Annotated in this window: 12 protein-coding genes; 2 read left to right on the top strand and 10 right to left on the bottom strand. The window is 43.4% G+C overall.

All coding sequences use genetic code 11. The annotated features are described in order from the left end of the window. From AC787_RS34000 to AC787_RS01220, 6 genes are all read right to left on the bottom strand, one after another. A partial coding sequence (locus tag AC787_RS34000) for a discoidin domain-containing protein (RefSeq protein WP_054023128.1) occupies positions 1-5,979 on the bottom strand: 5,979 nt, incomplete at its 3' end. Between the two features lie 369 nt (positions 5,980-6,348). Continuing rightward, entirely contained in the window at positions 6,349-7,638 is a 1,290-nt protein-coding gene (locus tag AC787_RS01240; protein ID WP_054023127.1) for a Gfo/Idh/MocA family protein, read from the bottom strand. A gap of 284 nt (positions 7,639-7,922) precedes the next feature. Beyond that, a complete protein-coding gene (locus AC787_RS01235) occupies positions 7,923-12,230 on the bottom strand; it encodes an InlB B-repeat-containing protein (protein ID WP_054023126.1) in 4,308 nt (1,435 codons plus the stop codon). Between the two features lie 154 nt (positions 12,231-12,384). Beyond that, positions 12,385-13,986 (bottom strand): ABC transporter substrate-binding protein, encoded by a 1,602-nt coding sequence (locus tag AC787_RS01230; RefSeq protein WP_054023125.1) that lies wholly within the window; start codon positions 13,984-13,986, stop codon positions 12,385-12,387. A 50-nt stretch (positions 13,987-14,036) separates the two neighbouring features. Continuing rightward, positions 14,037-14,903: a carbohydrate ABC transporter permease gene (locus tag AC787_RS01225; RefSeq protein ID WP_235560873.1), complete on the bottom strand. Its 867-nt coding sequence runs from the start codon at positions 14,901-14,903 to the stop codon at positions 14,037-14,039. A gap of 52 nt (positions 14,904-14,955) precedes the next feature. Beyond that, positions 14,956-15,921, bottom strand: coding sequence for an ABC transporter permease (locus tag AC787_RS01220; RefSeq protein ID WP_054023123.1), 966 nt, complete (start codon positions 15,919-15,921; stop codon positions 14,956-14,958). A gap of 236 nt (positions 15,922-16,157) precedes the next feature. Here AC787_RS01220 and AC787_RS01215 point away from each other — a divergent pair, with 236 nt between their 5' ends. After that, positions 16,158-18,548, top strand: coding sequence for an AraC family transcriptional regulator (locus tag AC787_RS01215; RefSeq protein WP_054023122.1), 2,391 nt, complete (start codon positions 16,158-16,160; stop codon positions 18,546-18,548). Between the two features lie 12 nt (positions 18,549-18,560). Here the strand turns inward: AC787_RS01215 and AC787_RS01210 are convergent, their stop codons facing one another. The 4 genes from AC787_RS01210 to AC787_RS01195 are packed head-to-tail and all read right to left on the bottom strand — an operon-like array spanning position 18,561 to position 21,806. Next, positions 18,561-19,919 (bottom strand): hypothetical protein, encoded by a 1,359-nt coding sequence (locus AC787_RS01210; protein WP_054023121.1) that lies wholly within the window; start codon positions 19,917-19,919, stop codon positions 18,561-18,563. Between the two features lie 25 nt (positions 19,920-19,944). Next, on the bottom strand, positions 19,945-20,715 hold the full coding sequence (locus AC787_RS01205; RefSeq protein WP_054023120.1) for a DODA-type extradiol aromatic ring-opening family dioxygenase: 771 nt from the start codon (positions 20,713-20,715) through the stop codon (positions 19,945-19,947). 6 nt (positions 20,716-20,721) lie between these two features. Continuing rightward, entirely contained in the window at positions 20,722-21,381 is a 660-nt protein-coding gene (locus AC787_RS01200) for an alpha/beta hydrolase (RefSeq protein ID WP_054023119.1), read from the bottom strand. A gap of 23 nt (positions 21,382-21,404) precedes the next feature. Then, entirely contained in the window at positions 21,405-21,806 is a 402-nt protein-coding gene (locus AC787_RS01195; RefSeq protein WP_054023118.1) for a DoxX family protein, read from the bottom strand. A gap of 144 nt (positions 21,807-21,950) precedes the next feature. Between AC787_RS01195 and AC787_RS01190 the strand changes: the two genes are divergently transcribed. After that, positions 21,951-22,508 carry a helix-turn-helix domain-containing protein gene (locus AC787_RS01190; RefSeq protein WP_054023117.1) on the top strand — a complete coding sequence of 186 codons (558 nt, stop codon included), beginning with the start codon at positions 21,951-21,953 and terminating at the stop codon, positions 22,506-22,508. Positions 22,509-22,586 lie beyond the last annotated feature (78 nt).

Genomic DNA, 22,586 nt, shown 5'->3' with positions numbered 1-22,586 from the left:
AATCTTTCTAGCAATCGCCGCAAGGTCGACAATATCGATAACGCCATTGCCATCGAAGTCCGCCGACTTGAACTTGTTCCAATCTGGATGCTCATCTTTCATGCCATAATGAGCCGCCGCGATGGCAAGATCGGCGATCGAGTACTTGTTGTCGTTGTTCGAGTCGCCCGGCATAACCGGAGACGCCTTCACTTCGACTCGTATGGACGCCGGAATCGCTTGACTTTCGTTTCCTTGCGCGTCGCCTAAAGCGGCGCTTGCAACTGTTATCGACCCGTTTGCGTTYTGCGAGACTTGCTTAGCCATAAATTTCAGCTCTACTATTTCTGWATCACCCTTGATCGCATTGTCCATTCCAAGACTAGCGACAAGCAAGCGTATTTGTCCAGGAGTAGGCATCTCCTGTACATAGACACTAACTCCCTCAAGGATGGCAACCGCATCTTTGAATTCATAGAGACTGGAGTCATACTGGAGCAATACATCCTGGCCCAATAYCGGAGTTTTTACATCCTTCAGTCCATATTTCACGGAGAACGGCTCRCCTTTCAGGACCGTAGACGGACCGGAAAACTTCACGGCYGTTTGCWGCTCGCCRCGCTTWGTCACATGAACCTGCGCCGTCACCGTTTTTCCGCCATAAGTTGCGCTCACTGTCGTGCTGCCTTCCCCTACACCAGTCACCAATCCATTGTTATCTACAGAAGCAATTTTCAAGTCCTCTGCCTTGAATTCGGCTAGCGAAGTGACATCCTTCACCGCGCCCGATTCGCTGTATGTCGCGCTGACGACCGTTTGATGCGTTTCGCCAACGGTCAGGCTGATGGATGTTTGGTTTAGGCTGAGCGTAAACAATTGTTGAACCTCGGCCACTCTGACGGTAGCTTTGGGTTCCGCCGATGATCCTTCTACCGTTCCTTTAACGGTAAGCACACCAGCATGGGCTACCATTTCTGCCGTAATTGGGGCCCACACGACATCCGCGAGTCCTGTCGTTCCGTCGTTGTAGACGGCTTCAACCTGTGCGGGAAGTACGGGGATTACGCCTTGGTTCGTATCTACGGCAACCGATTTATAATCCACGATTTTCTTCTCGAACGCTCCTCTTGCCGCGAATACTTCAAACTCTGCCAGTCCGCATTCTGCACCGCTTGGATTGGTGTATTTATTTTCCGGATCGATGGTAAACTTTATCCAGCTTGTCTTTATCGGAGTATCGAATGTCACGATGTTATCCGGTTGATCTTGCCATTTAATACCCGTTACCTTTTGGCTTCCGCCCTCCCACTCAAGGAGTCCTTCAACAATTTGGTTAACATCGTGTCCTCTATCAACCAGATTAATATGGCTAATTTCCATAGGACCAGAGAATTGAAGTTTTATCCATGGGTTTTTATCTGCAACTTTCGCTGCCCATGTAGTACCTTTATTACCGTCAATCGCCTTGATTCCCAAATAGCGATCGTCCTGATCATTTCCATTAGGGACGCCGTTTCTGTCTCTTACGGAAGATACAGATACACTGGCGATGTCGGCTATATTTCCGCCTAAAGCAGTAATGGTTTGCTGATTTGACTCCACAGTCACTCCATCCAGCGTTACTCTTGCTTTCACGGTCGATTGGAACGTTTTGTTAACAGCTCCTTTCACCACAATCGTATTGCTACCTGGAACAACTTCCAATCTCGAATCACTAAACAGATATTCGACTACAGCTCTTGATAAATCACCTTTTTCTCCCGTGTCTAATAAACCTTCAATAGCAGCAATGATCGGTTCGTTAGCCTTAATTGTCGTCTTATTCAGCGTAACGCTGACTTTGTCCAAATAAGAATCCATATACAGATGTCCTGACTTATCAACGAATAAATATGCCAGTTTCTCCAATGAGCGTCCGCCAATCATTACCTTAATCTTCAGTTTGGCCATGCCTTCGGAAACAGCCGTTATCAGGTTGGAATGATCTACCGCAATGACATCCTGATTTTCGCTTGTCACCACAACCTCGATATTTTCATTGATTTGCTCGCCCGCGCCAGTATAAGCTTTAATGTCAAATTTACCTGTCTTCGCGTCTACTGATTTGAACTCGTATTCGAAGCTATCGAACAAATTAGACTTATCGATTCCGTTCACAGCTACTTCTAGCAAATCCATCGTCGATCCGTTCGAGCCGCCCTCAAATACGATTTTGACATATTGCGCCGAAGTGTTTACTGGATATTGATTATAGAATCCAAAATATGCATTCCCCGTCGGACCAGTAACAGTGCTGACATCGTTCCAAGCCGTACCATCCTCGCTCGTTTGAATTTTAATCGATTTCGGCGTATTGATATATTTTTGATTTAACGAATTAAAGTTGATATTGATGTTTGCAATTTCGGACTTGGTTGGCAGCTTAAATTGAATCCATGCCTTTTCTTCTGCCGCAACGGACCATTTTGCTTGATCAAAATGAATGCCGTCGATAGCTGTGCCATTCACTAAATGTTCTACCTCTGCTTGATTATGGCTCGCTGTAATCTCGGCAGACTTCGAAAGATTGGTGTAAGGACGCACATCCATGAAAACTTTATTGGTCGTAAACGTCTTCCCGTCTAACGTGACATCTGCCCACACAACGCCTCTCGTCAGTTGATCGACATACGGCGTGATCATTACATTTTTATTGAAAGTAAAGGTACTAACTTCTTTGATGGCAACTGGCTTATTTTTGTCCCCCGCCTGCAAATCTACGATGCCGCCGTGCCACACAATTTGCGTCGCATCCAATCCGATGGCTCCGCCTTTCGCTGACCTGCCCTCAATCTGATAGCGGAGTGTGTCTAATGTGTTGAATTCACCGTATGCCTCCTTGCCATTGACATGCAAAGTTGCCCCGATCATGCTTTCGCCGACATGAATTTTGCCGTCACTTGCAGTTACCTTCAATGTATCCTGTTTCGTCACTCCCTCATAAGTGCCGCTTACAGTGATGCTCGTCGTTCCGTTCGATACTGCAGTTACGATTCCGTTATTATCGACTGCCGCTATGTCAGCATTCCCGCTATCGTAAGTTAAACCGGAAAGCTTGGCTTTCAGCGCTGAGAAGGTCATATATCCTTCCGCGTTAATTTGCAGTGACGAAGGTGATAACTGCTCGCCCGTCGCTTTGACATTCGTAAGCGTATATTTGCGAGCGGAATTGTCCGTTACAATCTTAATGATCGTATCGACCGGATCCTCCGAAACGTTGGCAAGATCGATTGTTAGGCTGTCCCCATTTTGTGTATACGACTGGATCGGACTATTCTCGTTTAACCAAGTTACCGATGTTACGTTATCTTTGATCGGACCAATGGTCATGGATCTTCCGGCTATCTCATCGAATCCTTTTTTACTGTCAGGATCTTTCATAATATGAAGATAGATATTGTTATCTCTAGAGGTTGCATATCCCCATTGCGGGCCTGTTGTACTATTGGGATGTGCAAACTTATCATAGTTTCCTTTTCCATCGTCTTCGTAACCGTAGCCGCTAAGGAAATAGGGCATTGTACCTGTCGTTGATTCGTGTCTTTCCGGCTTGCCCTCAGGCGCGAACCAGCTTGCAAGCCCTTCGCGAACATCGATAAACTCCTGAATGGATTTTGGATATCTTGTGGCAACGTCTTCTGGAGAATCCCAGTTTGTTCCGCGGCTCATAAGCGGCATTTGGTCGTTGTTATCCACATAGCCCCTGCCGGTGTTCATGATCATTTCTTTCGCGACCTGACGGTAATCATCGCGTTTTTCATAGTAAGGCGTATAGTTGTTCTTGGTGTGAACAGACTTCCATGGTTCCATTGTGGTACGTTTTACAAGATGATTTGCTCCCGTATTCGCATAAATATGACTTGCTTCGGCGGTTCTTAAGTCCGGGTCGCCGAACTCTTCGCCCCATGCATTGGAGTTAACGATAATTTCATCGCTGTAATTGCGTATATTACTGTACATCACGTCATAATTAGCACTGCGCATTGCCTGCGGACCATCAAAATAAAGGTAAGCTGGATCATACCGCAAAATGAGGTCCTCCACGTTCTGCATAAACACATCCGTAGAAAAATGTTGTAAGCCTCCGCCTTCGGTTGCGTAATAGATGCCGAATTTCATGTCATTACGTTTTACGGCTTCTTCAAACTGTTTTAATCCATCTACTACTTTACCATTTGCATCTTTTGGGTAATATTTATGCCGGTCATGCTGCGGGTCCGCAAATTTGGACGGCCAATAATAATTTTGTTGCAACGCTTCAACCGAGACGAGTGAATGTCCCTGACGTCTGGCTCTCTCTGCCCATAAATCAACGGAGTAATTGGAGTCGACAAAATAGCCGTAAGTGACAATCGTATGACTTAACGCGCCAACCCTGCCCTCTTCAAACCATTTATTGGGGCGTTCCTTTACTGTAATGGTCATATCCTTACTAACTTTATTCCCTTCAAGATCCTTTACTTGTACAGTAAAGTTATAATCACCTGGTTTAGTGTTAATATCGATGATACCCTTACTGCTAGTTAAATCGACATTTCCATTCACTAATCCATCTGCAATGGTTCCATCTGCATTTAATTCCAAGCCGTCAGGCAGTTTGCCGGCTACGATCGTCCACGTATAACCTGGTTTCCCACCGCTCGCCATAAATTGAAATGCCGATGCCGCGACGCCGTGCTGCTTAGCGGAAGTCGATTTATTCCATACATAAGGCCATTCCTTGTAACCAATCGGCATATTATGAGTTGGAAGTGCGGCTTCCAACTCATCCTCGGTTGAAAGGCCTTGCGTGACAATTTTTAAAGATTCAGCTTCGCCTTCGACCGATTGGATTAGTCCGCTTATTTTATTTCCGTTTTGATCCGCGACTCGGCCATAAAACCCGAGATAGGCCACGTGCTGATCTTTCCCAACTGGAACATTGCTCGCATTCACATCTTCTGTATAGGTATGTTTGATTTGAATCATCAGTTTATTCCAACCCTGTTTCAATTGGATCGCTTGTTTTGTCAAATCCTTCTGCACTTCCACCGGGGTGGTCGGCGTGGTGACGCATGCATCGTTTACATAGAGCCGATACGAACCGCTGGCGCCTACATTAAAATAGGCTTGTTGTTCAGTCGGACTATAAACATAGGAGTGGGCGTACACATATTTGTTTCTCGTATCGACACCTTTTTTGACCGTAAAGTAACCGTATAAATCTTGATAATCATCGTAGTTGCGGTTATAAATGCGATCATCGAAATATTCCCATTTATTATTTTCACTTGCTGAGCCTAACGAATCTCCAACTTTGGGAGCGATTACAGAATTTCCCGTACCGGATTCATTCTTAGGCTTGTTATAGATCTCTATTTCCGAAATACCAGTTATCGAAGGATAAGGCGTACGTCCTTTGTCGACTTCAACCTTTAATTCGACTACATTCTTTAACGCAGTCTGCATCGCATATACGGTCGGTTCCGACGAACTGGAAGACGTGCTGTCAATCTTTCCGGATTCTATTTTGCTACCGTCTTCAAGAGTGAAAGTAAGATGATACCAATTGTTGACGTGACGCGAGTCACCCCATTGCGTTAGTTTAACTTCGTTGATTGTAATCGGTTTGCTCCACTTCAAATTGACCCACGGATTAGAATCGTTTTCTGTGACCCACTGATTTTTTGTGCTTCCGTCAACCAAATTGGAGGCAGGATTCGTTGCAAGAGCTGCGGATGCCGTAATTTCCGATGCTTGCGGCGCTAAATTTACGATTTCCCCCGTTTCGCATGCATAGATTTGATCCGCTACGGGCGAATCGAAAGGACCGGAGACCAGCCACGAGTTTATAAACGGAGCTTTCCCCGCCGTTTGCTGCGCGTATACGTTCGTGCCCAGAAAGCCAAACGAAAATGATGTAAAGATTACTGCAGTGGCCAATGCAAGGGAAGTCGTTTTTTTGATTTTTTTTATCAACAATGCTATTCCTCCTCTTTTGTCATTTCCTGGCGTTTTTCACATCTGTCTACTCGCCGTGATCTACGGTAACGAAATTTTTCGTATGTGCCCTCCTTTTTCTTTTTGCTAATAATGAAACTTACCAACTACAGTAGATCTCAATTCTAAATTAGTGGAACTATGAGATTATGAATACACAAAAATGTATGACTTCCTCTCATAATTGACTTTTTGGGATTCTTCAAAAAATATGCATTTCTCCAATTAATCACTCTCAACTTAGAGTGACGTCTTTTTACAACAACGAACGATTATAAGCAAAACAAAACGGCCTCAGTCCAGTGGAATACAGGACCAAGGCCGCCTAATTATTTTTATTATTTGTACTGTCTACTTGACGGGGTGCAGTTCACTATTCTTTAATTCATTGATATAATCAGACATCAAAATAACTCGGCTTTCCAAACGCGATTTTTCTGCGGCAAAAGCAATCAGATGACTCTTTACAGAGGCATCTGCACCTGTAAGCCCTTCTTCCTTCCCATCACTTCGAACAAGACGTACGAAATCTCTCATTATACCTGTGTCGCCGCCGCCATGACCCGCCAAATCCGTTTCCAGATTGATGGTCTCTGTTTCCCTAGTAACGAAGCTCGTCACTTCAATGACATTCTTCTCCATATCGCCTCTGATCTGACCATGAGTGCCCATTAGCTTCACCGAGCGCCCGCCTTCATACGTAAAGGCGCTCATGGTGAACGCAACCGTTACTTCATTTGCAAATTCCATGTTCACTACCTGATGATCGACCACGTTGTTATCGCAATGATACACGCATCTTCCATAAGGCCCATCCTTCAGTGCTCGAAGCACACCCTCGTCACTTGTGTCGTTGCTAACAACAGTACGAAGCACTTCACCCACCCAATCATCTCGTTCAATATACATTTTAGGTGCATAATAAGGGCAGCTGTCCTGTACGGGGCATCCGTCCAAGCAGTACTTAGGCGCGCCTTCCGGCGCACTTTCTTTACGGAAATGAGTTAATGAGCCAAAGGATGAAACTTTAGTACAATCTGCATCAACAAGCCATTGTAATATGTCCATGTCATGACAGCTTTTGGCTAGAATCATTGGACTCGAAACTTCTGAATCCCTCCAGTTTCCTCTTACAAAGCTATGTGCTTGGTGACGATGTTCTACGTTTTCCGTATGTTGAATCGAAACGAGTTTTCCAATTTTCCCATCCGTAATAATCTGTTTGATCGTCGAAAAAAAGTCCGTATATCTCAGTACATGACAAACCGAAAACACCCGATTATATTTCTCGGCATATTCCCCCATAATGAAACATTCTCGTGGATCGGGTGACATCGGCTTTTCCATAAGCACATGGTACCCTTTCTCCAATGCTTTAAGCGCAGGCTCAAAATGCATTTTATCCTGTGTACAAATGAGAATAGCATCGGCCAGCCTCGGTCCTGCAAGCAGATCCTCCCAGCTGGAATAACAATTCTCGTACAGAACATTATGGGCTTGCTGGAATCGTTCCCTTCGCTCAGGATCGCTATCCGCAACGGCAACGAATTGAATGTCCTCTGGGTGTTGTAAGGCATAAGGTGCGTAAGCCCCTGCCCCTCTTTGTCCAGCTCCGATTAATGCTGCAGTAATTTTTTTCAAATCCTACTCTACTCCCTTATCGATTTATACTAATTACTATCAATTTAACTAGATCCATTCGTTTTGAAAATAATAAAAAGATTATATTTCTTCAAAAAGTAACACAATTCGACTACTATTTATTAACTTTTCTCTGAATTCAACCAATATGTTGATAAAACTAGCAAAACTTGAACAAAGCGGAACGCCTTCCATACCGCAGATTATGTTGTCCTGCGGTTTTTCGGTACGATGCACACGCACGATAAAAAGGGGAAGGCATTACACCTTCCCCCAATTTGGAGTTAACCTAATATCAATCTAGCAATAGCAGCAAGATCAACAATGTCTATTTTACCGTCATTATTCATATCTGCTTGCGGATTCCAGACCGAATCAGTAGAAGTCGTTCCATAACTAGCTGCGATTAGCGCGAGATCACTAATGCTGAATTTACCATCTCTATTCAAGTCGCCAGCTGCTGGTACATTCACAGAAGCTACAAATGCTTTTAACGCTTCCTCTAATTGTTCGATCGCTTGATCTACTTGCTCCTGAGTAGCCCCGCCTTGACCCGCTAATGTTTTAGCGTTATCAATCGCCGCTTGCAAGATCGCTTTCTTACCCACTGGGTACATGCCAATTCCAGTTCCTTCTACCGCTGCATCATGCGATGCTTGCACGCTTGTAATCAGTGCTTGTAGTACCGATTTATCCACGGCAATAATTTGAATCGTGTATGCTTCACCATTGTTGACAGTTATTTCGTTCCCGTTTGCACCCGCGACAGCTACGTCACTCAAGTAAACGGAGCTCGTTACATTTTGTCCGACTGCTTTGGCCTTGAAGTGCAGCTTCAAAACATTTGTCGTGTCCGTTATCGCGCTTCCCGCCTCAGTGCTTGCCATAAGAATTCGTACTTGACCTAGTCCCTCTTTTTGTCCGATGACCGAGAATCCACTTTTCAGAGCATCCACAGAAAGGATTTCTAGTTGGGTTGGGTCATAATGGATTGTTTGATCCAGCGCATACACGCTCTCGGTGACACTACTCAAAGCGTAAGTCACATCAAAAGATTGGCCAGCAATAACGCTAGCGTCTCCCGTAGCAGTTAGGTTTGGATTTCCGTTCTTTATTTCTTTGTTAAATTGTGCCGTAATCGTAACATCCAGCGACGGCATTTGGAATGTGTAAGTACCGTCACCCTTTGCCGTGATCGGATATACGATGTTGCCCGCTCCTGTAACCGTCAAAGTAGCTTCGTCAAGCTGAAAGCCTGAATAGGCCTGAGGGTAAATAGTCACAGTGTCGCCGCTGTGCGCCCTTGAATAGTTAAGACTTGTGCTTGTAGCAATATCACCGTTTGCAGATTGCACAACATTAATATCGTTTGTTGCATTCAAGGTTATTGCGTTTCCGATAGGTGTGAAATTATTGTCTTTGGTAACCTGTTGCAAGGTCCATTGCTGATCCGGTACAACCTCAGTCAGCTTCCACGCCTTCCCGTTAGACCAAGCTTTTCTCATATCAGCCTGCACTTCAGAAGTGAATTCACCACCTACAACAAACGCCCCATGTTTTATCGCATTGTTCCAAAGCTTGATTTCCTTTGCCATGTAAGGTCTTTGTTTAAATGTGTTTGCAGTAACATACCAACCGGTTCCAGCATCCCAACCCGCTTTCATAGCAAGGTTCATAAGCAGGTTAGGCTCGTCGGAAGCTCCATGACCTCCGTGGGTGTATGTCCAGCCAATCATTTTCGGGAAAAAATTCTGACCGTAGAACTCCAAATAATTATTAATGAGATTAATCGGTGTATCGGATTCTCCCCAGCTAATTCTTGATGTCACATTCCATAAATTTGAGCCCATATCACTTGCTTCAGTAATAAATCCGTCTTTATTGGCTGCATTTATTCCATTATAAACGGAGATAGGAAATGCGCCGAAATTAAGAGCACCGTAAGTGGTCATTTTGGTTGCCTCAAGTGCATCATAGGACATTGCATGGACACCTAAGTTATTAAATATATCTGCCATACGGCCAGTCATCTGCTTATTCAATTCTATATCCGCGATATATCTGTCATAATAGAAGAAAAGCAGCTTAGCAGAAGTTCCTTCATCATGAGCGCTTACCGTAGTTCCACGATAACCGCGCACAACACCTGTCAATTGCCATTCGTTGTCGCTCACTTTAGTAGAGCCGCTAAAAGCAATTATTTCATTGTCGATAAGAACGCTGTTTGAGCCTGCTGCGCCGACAAAATCAGGTGAGAATTCCTTACCGTTATCGATATATACGGTAGTGTCGGTATCTGACATCGCTCTTGTCAGATTCGCAATGCCCGCACTTGCAAGCCCGGCATTAGCAAGGGGATTCATGTATGTCCGATCGCCAGGGGAAATCTCGTTCGATAAAGTATGAACGCCCACCTTAATGCCGTAGCTTGCCGCGATGTCTACCATTTGTTTTGCCGCCGCATCGGAACCGCCGAAGTTGCCGTTAAACTGGTATCCACCGTCTGTAATCCATGGACCTGACGCGCCGTATTGCCCGTAGATGTAATTAATACCTGAATCGAGGGCCATCTTGGAGTCATTGTCAATATTATTGTACATATTATCGGTAAATACTAGGAAATCCTGTGCTGTTTCTAGAGAGGTCTTTTGCCACTCACCGTTAATCGTTGGGTGCGGCAAGCCTTCATTTACCTCTATGTTGGATAAAACGTTTAAAATATTGGGAGTTCTTGTCCCATACAAGGCAATAGAAGAGCCTATTATGCTCGCATCGCCCGCGTAATCACCAGTAAGCGCGGGAATGGTGCGCGTAGGTGAAGCGGCATTCCATTCCTGAACCTTACGCTTGGTTGGCTTCGTATAATCCCAGGTGTATGCCTGCAACGCACTGCCCCATGTGTTGAAAGCAGCTGCGATATTATTAAAACCTCTTGTATTAAGAGGATGCGGGTATCCGTTAACGTTCGGAAGATCCGATGGGTAGCTTAAATTGTTATACTCAACCGGCCAACCGCCGATGGTCTTATTGTTCAAGCTATGAATTCCGAGTCCGAAATTGTCGTTGTAAGCAACACCTGCAACCTGACCACCTGATTTTATGTCAACCTTGATGGGACCCCATAATACTGCCTGCGCCGACAATTCCGACGGTAATTTCAAATCTGTCAGTGTAAAGGTGGTATAGCCGCCTTTTTCCTCAACATTTACGGTTGCCTTGCCCTTTATAGAAGCAAAATCAAAGGTTAATTTCCCGCTCCCTTTTGTATAATGTACCGCAGTTGGATAATGCGGAGCATAGTTCACAATTAGGGACATCAGATAAGACGTCTTGCCGTCTGGACTAGTTGTAGCATAGTCGGTACCATCAAGAGTGTTGATAAGGTTCGTAATCTGACCAGCGCTGTTTAGCACAATATTCAACAAACCTGCTGGAATTACAGAAGCATCTGCACTTGGCACAGGTACCCATATCGCTGTCAGAATGATTTCACTTGTAATCGGAGTGGAAAAATCAAAAGGTACACCATTTAGCTCCCATCCCACCAAAACCATACCATCTCTTATCAGACCTTCAGGAGGGGTCACCCTATCTCCTTCCGTGACCTCTACAGTTATTGGTTCCGCATTCTCGCCGGAAGAAAATTTAACGGTATATACTGAAACGGCTTTCCAATTAGCCACAAGCTTCATGTCACCTGTTACCGGCTGTAGGAAATCCCAAGCTGTTCCGCCGACAACATCCACTGTCCACTTGTCAAAAACTTGACCCAATGTTTGGGAAACAGGGTCGCTCGGCTTTGTTAATACAGTATCGTTGATCGCTTTTACAGTAGTTGAAGGGTTGATTCCGTCATTATAATCATAGGTGATGGTGTTCATGTAGTACGCCTGTAACTGCACCATCTGCGGAATGTTATTGTTGGAGAGTTCGCCGGTCATACCTCCAACCCACCATCTGATGTAACGTGCAGTTGTCGGTTCAAATTCAATCTGATGACCTCCAGCAGTTGTATCCTCCTGATATTCGGCGTCATTTCCGGCCGAAACACCCGTGATGCTCTCGTTTACAAGAGTGCCGTTTGCAAATGTCTTGTTCGAGTCCTTTGGGTCCTGATGAGCGACATTGTTGACATCCTGATTGAATACGTTAACCCAGTTGCTGCCGTCTGTCGAAAGCTGAACAATCTGGTTATGATACGTTCTTAATCCTGATGCAGGGTGATTGCGAAAATAATTCCAAATTTTAACAACATTCATCATCTTTTCTGTTCCTAAATCGATGAGAAGATAACTGGAGGCAGTATTACCGGGAGTTCCGGGAGTACCATTTGCGCCCGGTGCAACCCATAAATCTGTATTCAATGTGCCGCTTGTTATGTTTTTGAGTGAAAAGGGGGCACCTCCCCACCAATTACCAGAGCTCTGGCCGCTTGAATCATACTTGGACCCCGTTACGTTGGCGTTATGTGCAAGATTTCCCTTCGGGGTACCTGTTACCTCCGCTGCAGCAACATATGGTGTAGGCGTTAGTGTTACGACCAAATAACATAATGCAAGAATCATGGATAAGAGTCTTCGTTTGGTTTTCATCACCGATACACTCCTTTGCGATTTATATTTTAAAACGCTTACATTCTTTGTCACACATGCAGTCGTATTTCCATTAACGCCGGCTTGATTATGAAGCTAGAAATCCGGTGTACGCTATAAAGACATACACCGGACTTCACTATGGAATGTGAGATTAATTGTTTCTCCAAGCGTCATATTGGGCTTGTTTTTCTTTGATGATGTCATCTACGCCAGCAGTTTTCAAACGCTCGAGAAATTTAGGCACGGCTGTAGTCGGGTCAATTGAACCAGAACTGATAGCTGGAACCATCTCAGTCATAACGGAAGAAACGTTAGCAATTTGCGTTTTTACAGGAGTCGGGTCAAATACAAAGCCTGACAATGGCGAAACATCTGCTGTTTTATCATTTTCAAAAACGATTGACTGTGCTTTTCTCTTCATCTCACCAGCTGCATTTTCGGCATGATCAGCACGGTTGAACGTTGGGCTGAAGGATTGACCGATTTGCCATTCATTCCAGTTGAAATTGTATTTGCCTTCAATTTGAGTGAAGTCACCTTTTTCGTTGTAGGTGTAGTCAACGTCTTTTTCACCTAATGTAATCAGTTTGTACAGATCGTCATCAGTGTTTAGCAGCTCAATTAACTGCAAAGCTTTTTCAATGTTTTTTGAACCTGAATTGATAGCAATAGCTGCATTGGAGGCAGCTCCAGCTGCAATCAATGTACGAGTAGTCGATACGGATTGAGCAGGTGCATTTTTGTATTCTGTCATTGACATAGCAAGCTCTTGACCTGGAAGATCGATGCTATCAGGCCAGCCATAGTTCGCTGCAAAGATAAATTTCCCAGCTTTACGATCAGGAGTCGTATCTTTTACCGTTGCACCATCTTTGCGCACATAACCTTTATTGTACCAGTCACGCATAATTTCTGCGTATTTGGCGAACTCAGGCGTTTCAAACTGGTTGATAACTTTGTCCGATTCATTAAGATTGATCCATCCAGGAATTAGCAAATCACCTACAGGCTCCATATCCCAGTAAAGCGGCTCATTGGCAAATAAGCTATTAACAGAGCTAGTTTCAAATCCAATCATATCAGGATGCTTAGCTAGCGCTTCACCAAGGAATGGTCCTACCATTTCGAGAGCTTCAATTGTTGGCTTGCCTTTTACAGCTTTCCAGTCAAACCCCGTTTCTTTAAGAATATCATCGCGGAAGATAAAGCCATTGCGCTTGGCAACGCCCCATTGCTGATAATTGACAACGGCATAAATACGATCGTCTACTTTCACACCATCCCATAGTCCTTGAGGGATACGGGAAAACGTTTCAGGCGCATGTACAGGAAGAAGGTCAGTTAAATCTGCATAGGCTCCTTTCGCAGCATTTCCAAAGAAATTAATTCCACCCCAGAATGCTGTGAAAGCAAGATCCCAATCGTCGCCAGAATTGATCATCAGATTCATTTTATCTGCATAAGTACTGCCGTCTACAAGAACCATATTCAATTTGGCATTGATTTTTTCACCAATAATTTCGTTAGCTTTCTTCATGACACGGTCAAAATCATTGACAGGGCCGTTCATCATATAAAAGTTAAGTTCAACGAGTTCTTCTTTTTCTTTTTCCTTTTCTTTTTCTGCATTTTTAGTATCAGCTGGTGGAGCCGTAGGATCGCCATTAGCGTTTGGTGTAGCCTTCGTGCAGCCAGACAGGATCATCGTGAGAAGCAGAGTTAAGCTGATCAACATCATAGAAAATTTTTTCATTGTTCTCCCCCTAAATTTTCAATTTTATTTTCACCTAGATTTCTGTAAAATCACTCTTTTACAGCACCTATTGTTAAGCCTTTTTCAAAATACTTTTGTAGAAAAGGATATAGTAATATAATCGGACCGATGGCAAGTACACAGGTAGCCATCCGTGCTCCTTCACTAGGAAGCATGCCGATAGCGGCTTCCATAGATTTTGAGGCTGCTGCATTGGCTTGTAAATAGCCAATATTGTTCATTAAAGATTGCAGCAAATATTGTAAGGTGTGCAACTTCGGCGATTCGATGTACAATGAAGCGGTCATCCAGTCATTCCAGTAGGAAATCGCTGTGAACAGACCGATAGTCGCTAGTGACGGTTTAGAAAGCGGAAGTGCAATACTGAAAAAAGTACGAATTTCACCTGAGCCGTCTATGCGTGCAGACTCGAACAAGGAATTCGGAATCGATCGGAAAAAGTTTTTCATGATCAGCACGTTAATTGCTGACACAAGGTAGACGACAATGAGTACCCAGATCGTATTCTTAAGATGCAGATATCGCGTGATTAAAATGTACTGTGGAACAAGTCCGCCATTGAACAGCACCGGAATATACACGAACAAAGTGAGTGCATTGCGAAATGTAACTTCTGGACGCGTCAACGAATACGACAGCATGGAAGTAACAAACAAATGCAGCAGTGTACCGACAGCGGTTACAAAGAAAGTAACGGCGTATGCATTCGCAATCGAGCCTGCTCCGCTAAATACATATCGATAAGATGCAGTATCGAACACTTTGGGCCAAAAATGATATCCGTCAATCATAAGCGACTTTTCAGCTGTAAACGATATCGATACAACCAATAGCAGCGGAATGATACAGGCTAGTGCTGATACAATGAAAATGAGATGAATCACAACTTTTGACACGTGAAAATTTCTTGCTAAAATGAAAATCCCTCCCTTTCTCTACGCTGATCGATTAAAACAAGGCGCTGTCGGGGTCTGTTTTTTTAATAATATAGTTAGAAACCAGGACAAGAACGAAGCCAACTACTGCCTGATATAAACCAATTGCAGACGACATGCCGTAGTCGTTCAGCTTTTTCAGCGAGCGGAATACAAGGGTGTCGATAACATCTGTTGCTGCATATAGTGCCCCTGAATCATTGGAAAGGGTATAGAATCCGTTCCAGTCTCCTAATCCGCCATTGAACAGCTTGCCAACCCATAGCAGAGAGAGAACAATAATAATCGGTTTCAGAAGCGGCAGTGTAACATATTTGACTTGCTGCCACTTCGAAGCGCCATCCAATTGGGCAGCTTCATAATAATCAGTATTAATCCCTGCGATCGCTGCTACATACAATACGGAATAGTAACCGATATTTTTCCACAGATAGGCAAAGGGAATGATAAAGCGCCAATAGAAAGGCTCACTGTACCAGTAAACGGCATCTCCACCATTTGAAGAAATGAGATTGTTGACGATGCCTCGGTCTACACTGAGCATGCCGAACACAATATACTGGACTACAATCCATGAAAGGAAGACTGGCAGCAATATCGAACCTTTATAGGTGGCGGAGAGAAATTTATTTTTTACTTCGCTTAATAGAATAGCCAATACAAGTGCACCGAGGGTAACGGCAACCATTTCTATGATATTGTAGAAAAGTGTATTGAACGTAACAATTCTCGCTGTTTCGGATTTAAAGAAAAATTCGAAGTTTTTGAACAGCGGATCCATCCAGGGACTTCCCAATATCCCATTACGAGGGTTGTAATCTTTGAAGGCAATCATAGCACCGCCCATTGGGATATAACACATGACGGCAATAAATAGTAGACCGGGTGACATCATTAGATAGAATGGAAATTGTTTACGTACGCTGCGCAATGTTCTGTTATGAATTGGTTTTGCAATTGGTTTTGCAATTAGTTTCATTTAGTTCACCCCTCTCCTTGCATGAAATGTATTTCTACTTTTAGTGTAGTTAGAGGGAGGGGCTTCCTCAACAAACAAAACCATCATTCTCTTAGTTTTTCGACACAAGCCATCTCTAAAAACTAATGAAATCTATAAAGAGTTATTAATCGGTGACGCTATATGGATTATCATGCTATTATGATAACGATTATAAATACATAGAAAATCGAAGTCGTATGAACTAGGGGGTCACTATGAAGCTACCGAGGGTAATAAAAAAAAGCAGTACGAGCTTTCTGCGCAAATCGTTTTTCTCCTTTCTGATTATTACGATCCTCATCACTGTGTTGCTTACTGTTTTCTTGACCATTACTTATTTGCGCACGAGTATTTCAATGATTAACCGCTTCAATCATGAGCTGATTGAGCATTACAATTATAGTATTACCTACCTAGATGAGACTGCAAAGAAATTAGGAAATGCGCTGTACAGCGACAAAGATATTATCCAATTTATTAATATGAAGAAAAATGATGAGCTCGTGGCGATTTCGGCAAGCAAGGTCATTGACAAGCACTTTCTGACACTAAAAGATATCGAAAGCGTTTATCTTTTCAATGCGGGGGCGGATTTGTTCTATTCTTCAAGGAGTGGCGAACGCCAATCAGCATCTACATTCTCAGATCAGGCGATTGTAGCGTTGCTAACCGATAAAAATTTTGTAGCTGAGTATCGTGGCCGACCTATTGTGACATCTATAGATGAAGAAACGCAATCGGCTGGTACATGCTCCTATATATTATTCGAACCGGGAGAGACTTCAACTGGCTTGAAAAATGCTATTGTCGTCAACATCCGCACGAAAGCGCTTACAGATTCTATTCAAGCCATCAATGGCAATGGCCCTGAAACAAAATCGTCTTTTTTAGTCGTTGATTCGAATGGCTCTATTCTAAGTAAGACGCTCACGCCAGAGCTTGAACATAATAGGAGTGAAACACGCGCATTAAGCCAGCAAGCGCATGAACTCGATAGGAGCAATAATCAGATACGAGAAATAGGTGGAATCAGCTATCTTGTATCAAGCAGTAAAAGTAATGCAAACAACTGGTACATCATGGGCGTTACCCCTGTAAAAGAAACTTTTAAAGATGTAATTAAGGCATCATTTGTGTCTGCGGGTATCGTAGTTGTTGTATTCATAATTTGTGCAGTAATTTGTTTGTATTTGGCTCGGAGATTGAACTATCCGATTCAAACGATTACGAAAATTATGAACGGCGAAGCTCCCGAAAAAAACGATGCCGTCGTTTCGAGAATGGAAGAATTTCAATTTATTTTGTCTGTATTCGAATCTATGAAGGAGAAAAATCAACAGCTTGATAAAATAATTCATGAAGCAGGTTATGCTGTCAAACAAGATTTTCTCAATGCATTATTAAGTGATAGTACCACACACCCCATAGACAAAGTGCTCGAGAAACTGCATGACATCAATCTGGATTATATCGCCACCAGTCAGCTGTGCATGTGTCTCATAAAAATCGATAATTACAGCCAATTTGTATCTATGAACAGCCAGAAGGAACGATGGGCGCTACGTTATGCTATTGTGAATATCGCAACAGAACTGGCAGAGGAATATGGTGTGTGCGAAATCTTCAGCAGTGAACCCGATAAATTCGTAGTGCTTATGGATTGTTCCACAGTAACCCAATATAAAGTGCTGCAGGAGAAAATAGAGCGTTATTTGTGCGAGGTGCAAAGTAATACACTTAAATATATCCGTATTTCTTTATCAATGGCGTACAGCACGATGTTTCGAGGGCTCGAGCATTTGCCTAGCATGTACAATAATATGAAGGGCTCCATTCTGTTGAAGATGCGCTACGGACATGGCAGTATTATTACTCCATACATGATGGATGAAATCAACACGGATAATTTTCACATACCCGTCAAGAAAGAGGAGCAGCTGGTTGAGAAAGTGGTCGAGGGCAATTATGAATCTGCTGCTGCAATCTATCAAACAATCAGCCCCATGTTATATCAATACTCGTACGATGAAATTTTGTATTGCATTGTTCATTTGATTTACAGCATTTACTCCAGTGTTTTAAGCAAGATGCCTGCTGTAAAGGATAGTCAGGATTTAACGCTACAGGAGTTTTTGCGCGGGATACAAAATGCAGAGGTGAGTACAGATATAGACAGCGTGATGGATTCGTTTTTACAGAAGCTATGCTATAAGGTAGCCGTCCTTAGGAATACAGCCAATAGTAATGACCAGCTGGTACAACGCATTATCGGAATTGTCGAGCAGGAATATTCCAACACAGAATTATGCCTCAGCTCTATCGCCGAAAAACTACGGCTATCATCGAACTATGTCGGCCATATATTCAAAACAGCACATGGGCAGTCTATTGCGCAGTATATTTTCGACTCGCGAATGCAAAAGCTGGACGAATATATGCGCAATACGCAACTGCCTTTAACATCCATTATCGACAAGGTGGGACTAGAGAGAAATAATTATTTTTACACGCGATTTAAAAAGCATTTTGGTATGTCCTTGAGTGAATACAGACTGCAGCTGGGGCAAGAAATAGATCATGAAAATGATATGTCAGTTCAATATTAGCTTGTTATTGTTTTAATACCTCACCACAACCATTAAAAAAATGATCAAACTGAGCGCCATACAGCCGGCGAACTTGTAATTCGGTGCGGCTATCTCAAACACTGATTTCTTTAGTAAACCGGACAGCAAGTTGTTTACAGCCGAAGCCGGCGAGATGGGATTAGACAAAGCCCAGCTTCCAAGCAGCAGCACCGCAAAATAAGTAGGGCTGATTTGCACGCTCACGGGATCAATGGCTCCAGCAAGCATAGTCACTGGCACGATTGGATGGAGACCAATTAATGAAGTGCTTGCAATCAAAAGAACGGTTAATATCGTGAATGTGAAGGAAATCGGCATTGGAACAAAGTCAAGCAAATTCGGAACCTTTGTGCCGAAGTTCGTAATCCCAATTGAGCCACTGAAAAAGCCGGCGGCCAGAAAAAGCGTGATCTCTTTCTGCAAAGCCGGCAAAGTGGTTGTTACATGATTTTTAATTCCTTCTCTGTATATGGTCATGGTCCCCTTTATAAGGCACCATAACAAAGGGAAAGCTACTGCAGCCATACAGATTAATAAGACCATTGGCAGCTTAATCATACGTTCCATGGTTAAGATAACAATAATGGCGCCTATTAAATACATTCCGAGTCCCACAGGAAAATTCGAGTTCTCCTTTTTGTCTACCGCCTCTTCAAATTCATCTAGACTAGCGTCACGCAATTCCCGAAAATCGACTGCCCAGCTTATACCGAGGCTAAGAATGGCCAATCCAAGCATATAGGGCAGAACGGTCGACCAGGACAGTCCTAAAGTTGAAGTCACAAGTGTCATGGCAGCGAAATAAGGTGACCAGAGAATCGCTCCCGCAAAACCTCGGTTGAGCGCATTTGCAAGCAAACGGCTCATACCGGGCTGCGGTTTAATAAAGACCATTTGATATACAACCGGTATCGAACCCACATTGATAAATACGCCCATGATTTGAGTGAGCAGCTGCGTTCCCAAGAATAGAGTGGTCTTGCTGTGCAGGTTAGCTTCGTAAAACCTCTTCAAGGTCTTAACGTATTCAGGAATACGAACTGGAATCCCGAACAACGGGGCGAATAGGAAAAGCGTTACAATGGTCACGTTTATTCCAGCCGACTCGAACCAAATCCTAGCATCTGCTTTCTGAAGCGCAAGAAGGACAACGCCTACAGTCACAAAGAAAATCGTGAGCCAAAACGTCATTCCCTTCAGTTTTGGCAACAGTAAGACGATTGCAGCAAACACCAATCCACCGAGCAGAAAGACCAGCATCTCAAGCTGCACCACTTGCAACGCAATATACACAGCGGCAATGGAGAATATTATCGTCCTCTCCGCCGCCGTCTTAAATGCGGATGTCATCCGATCCGCCCTCTTTCATTTCATCTTAATTAAATTGCCAGCAGCTTAAGCTTAGGTTACCGTATTGGTAGCTGCGGTGAAGTAGTTTCGCGTCACGGTTGACGTCACCTGCTCCCATGGCGAGAAGAAGCGGAATGAAGTGTTCACTCGTCGGTACGGCCTCTTGGGCATGGGGAGCAAGCTCATGGTATTGAAACAGGGCTTCGGTATCCCATGACTCCAGCTTACTTTGAATCCAGTTGTCGAATTGTTCCCCCCACTCGTCAATTCCCTCCGACCGCCAGTTCAATTTTCTTAAATTATGAACGGTCCCACCGCTTCCGATGATAAGAACATCCTGCTCGCGAAGTTCCGCTAATGCCTTGCCGATTTGATACTGCCGTTCATTAGATAGATAACGATTTACGGATAGCGCTACGACCGGAATATCTGCATCCGGATACAGTAGTTTTAGAACAGCCCAAGCCCCGTGGTCCAAACCTCTTTTTTCATTCTGAACGTTCTCAACACCATGCTTTGTAAACAAGTTTTGAATCTGATCTACTAACGATCGGTCACTTTGTGCCGGATAAGTCATCTGGTAAAGCTCATCTTGGAACCCGCCAAAATCATAAATGGTTTCATAAGTTTTAGCGGCGCTAACCGTCTGTATCGATTCCTCCCAATGAGCGGAGAAGAGAACAATAGCTTTCGGTCTTGGCGTGTGCTCTTTAAATTGCTTAAGCAACATTGTATATTCGTTATCATCGAGCACGATTGATGGTGCACCGTGCGCGAAAAAATAGGATGGCATCATGTGATCTCACTCCTTATTTATGTTTGATTCGGCATCCTTATTAATCCACTTTATAAAATCAAGCTGGTTCTCTTCAGAAACGCCGTGGTCGGTCGGATATAGTTTGAAAGTTAAACGCTCCGTCTGGTCTTTTAAATAGGCAGCTGTCTCGTGCCCGATACGAACCGGGAACACGGAGTCGAATTCTCCATGCGAGACAAATACGGAAACATCCTTAGCACTTCGAAGTGAATACTCCGTTTTCACAAACTCAGGAATATATCCGTTCAAAGCTACTATTCCCTTTAATTGATCTCCCATTGTAAGTGCAAGCGTCATAGACAGGATAGCACCTTGGCTAAAGCCGAGCAAATAACGTTTATCAGGATCGATTGGATACTCCTCAGTCGCATAATGAATGAATGCTTCGAGATCTTTAACCGCTTGATCATACATCTCTCGAATTGGGTTTCCAAGGCTTTTCAAATCGTAATATTGGAATCCCGCACCCAGCGGCAAATTACCGCGAATCCCAATGATGATGAAATCTTCAGCCAATGGAGCGACCAAACCGAACATATTTCGTTCATTCGATCCTTTGCCGTGGAAGGTGAATATCGTCGGATATTTCTTTCCTTGCTCCAGTTTAACCGGAAAGTGAACGTCATATTGATATTTCGAATTCATCTTAGTTTCCTCCATGATGTAAGTTATTCACTACGCTTGCGCATAATAAAACCGTCAACAGAGAACGGTGATCGATCGGCAACAACCAGATACAACGAGACCAAGATGAATCCAAGATCCAGCTCATAACCAGCCATTTGACCGTTACCAAGAAGTCCAGCCGATAATTTCGCGGTTAAAATTGCACCGATGAGTAGGATGACAAACAATCCTGATACATAACGAGTAAACAACCCCAAGATCAAGAATATACCGCCGATAAGTTCAAGCGCTGCAACAACATAAGCTAAAACTCCCGGGATACCTATCGAACTGAACCAAGCTTCTACATTGCTTATTCCCTGAAACTTATCCACTCCGTGAAATACAAATATAATGCCTAACACCACACGCATGATAATGGAAACAAAAGCTGTTTTAGTCATTCTTTTTTTCCCTCCAAAAATATTAGTAATAAGAATATAATTTCTATATGTGTAATTTAAAACGAATTGCATTGACTTGTCAACATAAATATTGATAATATAAAATTAATTTTTGTATTACAAATATTCTAGAGGTGTGATTAGATGGATATTGGCTCCACTATACGAGCGATCCGGAAGCGAAAAAATATCACAATCGCTCAAATATGCGAAACAACCGGCCTGTCTCAAGGATTTATGAGTCAGGTTGAAACGAATAAGACCTCACCGTCCATCTCAACACTAGAAAACATAGCTCAAGCACTTAAAGTGCCACTTGCCTACTTGCTTCTAAAGAAAGAAGAGCGAATGAAAATTGTTCGGAAAGACGAACGGACAATCACTACAAGCGGTTCAGAACATCTAAAAGTGCAACACTTGAGTTCCACAAAGAACGTACGGATGATGATTATAGAGTTTCCTCCTGGTTCTACAACTGGCAATACTCCTCATGCACATGAAGGCGAGGAGGTCCATGTGGTCATTAAAGGGAGAATTTACGCGGAACAAGGGGAAGATAAAGCTGAATTTGGAGAAGGTGATTCCTTTAGTTGGAATGCTTGTACGCCACATTTAGTAAGAAATATAGGTGAAGATAAGGCAATCGTGCTGATCTCCATCTATAAAGAGAATGAAAATGAGAATGGACAGGACCTCATCTAACTAAACCAAAAACCCACAATCGAGCCAGATAGGCCGAATGTGGGCTTTTTCAATATCTTTTGAAAACCGTTAGGGTAG

Origin of the sequence: Bacillus sp. FJAT-28004 (assembly GCF_001280845.1) — a bacterium.
Lineage (GTDB): Bacteria > Bacillota > Bacilli > Paenibacillales > Paenibacillaceae > Pristimantibacillus.
This window is presented reverse-complemented; position numbering and strand designations above follow the sequence as displayed.

Coding starts and splice junctions, on each gene's coding strand:
- AC787_RS01235 (WP_054023126.1), bottom strand. CDS start 12,230: ATGAAAACCAAACGAAGACTCTTATCCATGATTCTTGCATTATGTTAT.
- AC787_RS01195 (WP_054023118.1), bottom strand. CDS start 21,806: ATGACTAAAACAGCTTTTGTTTCCATTATCATGCGTGTGGTGTTAGGC.
- AC787_RS01215 (WP_054023122.1), top strand. CDS start 16,158: ATGAAGCTACCGAGGGTAATAAAAAAAAGCAGTACGAGCTTTCTGCGC.
- AC787_RS01230 (WP_054023125.1), bottom strand. CDS start 13,986: ATGAAAAAATTTTCTATGATGTTGATCAGCTTAACTCTGCTTCTCACG.
- AC787_RS01190 (WP_054023117.1), top strand. CDS start 21,951: ATGGATATTGGCTCCACTATACGAGCGATCCGGAAGCGAAAAAATATC.
- AC787_RS01205 (WP_054023120.1), bottom strand. CDS start 20,715: ATGATGCCATCCTATTTTTTCGCGCACGGTGCACCATCAATCGTGCTC.
- AC787_RS01210 (WP_054023121.1), bottom strand. CDS start 19,919: ATGACATCCGCATTTAAGACGGCGGCGGAGAGGACGATAATATTCTCC.
- AC787_RS01200 (WP_054023119.1), bottom strand. CDS start 21,381: ATGAATTCGAAATATCAATATGACGTTCACTTTCCGGTTAAACTGGAG.
- AC787_RS01220 (WP_054023123.1), bottom strand. CDS start 15,921: ATGAAACTAATTGCAAAACCAATTGCAAAACCAATTCATAACAGAACA.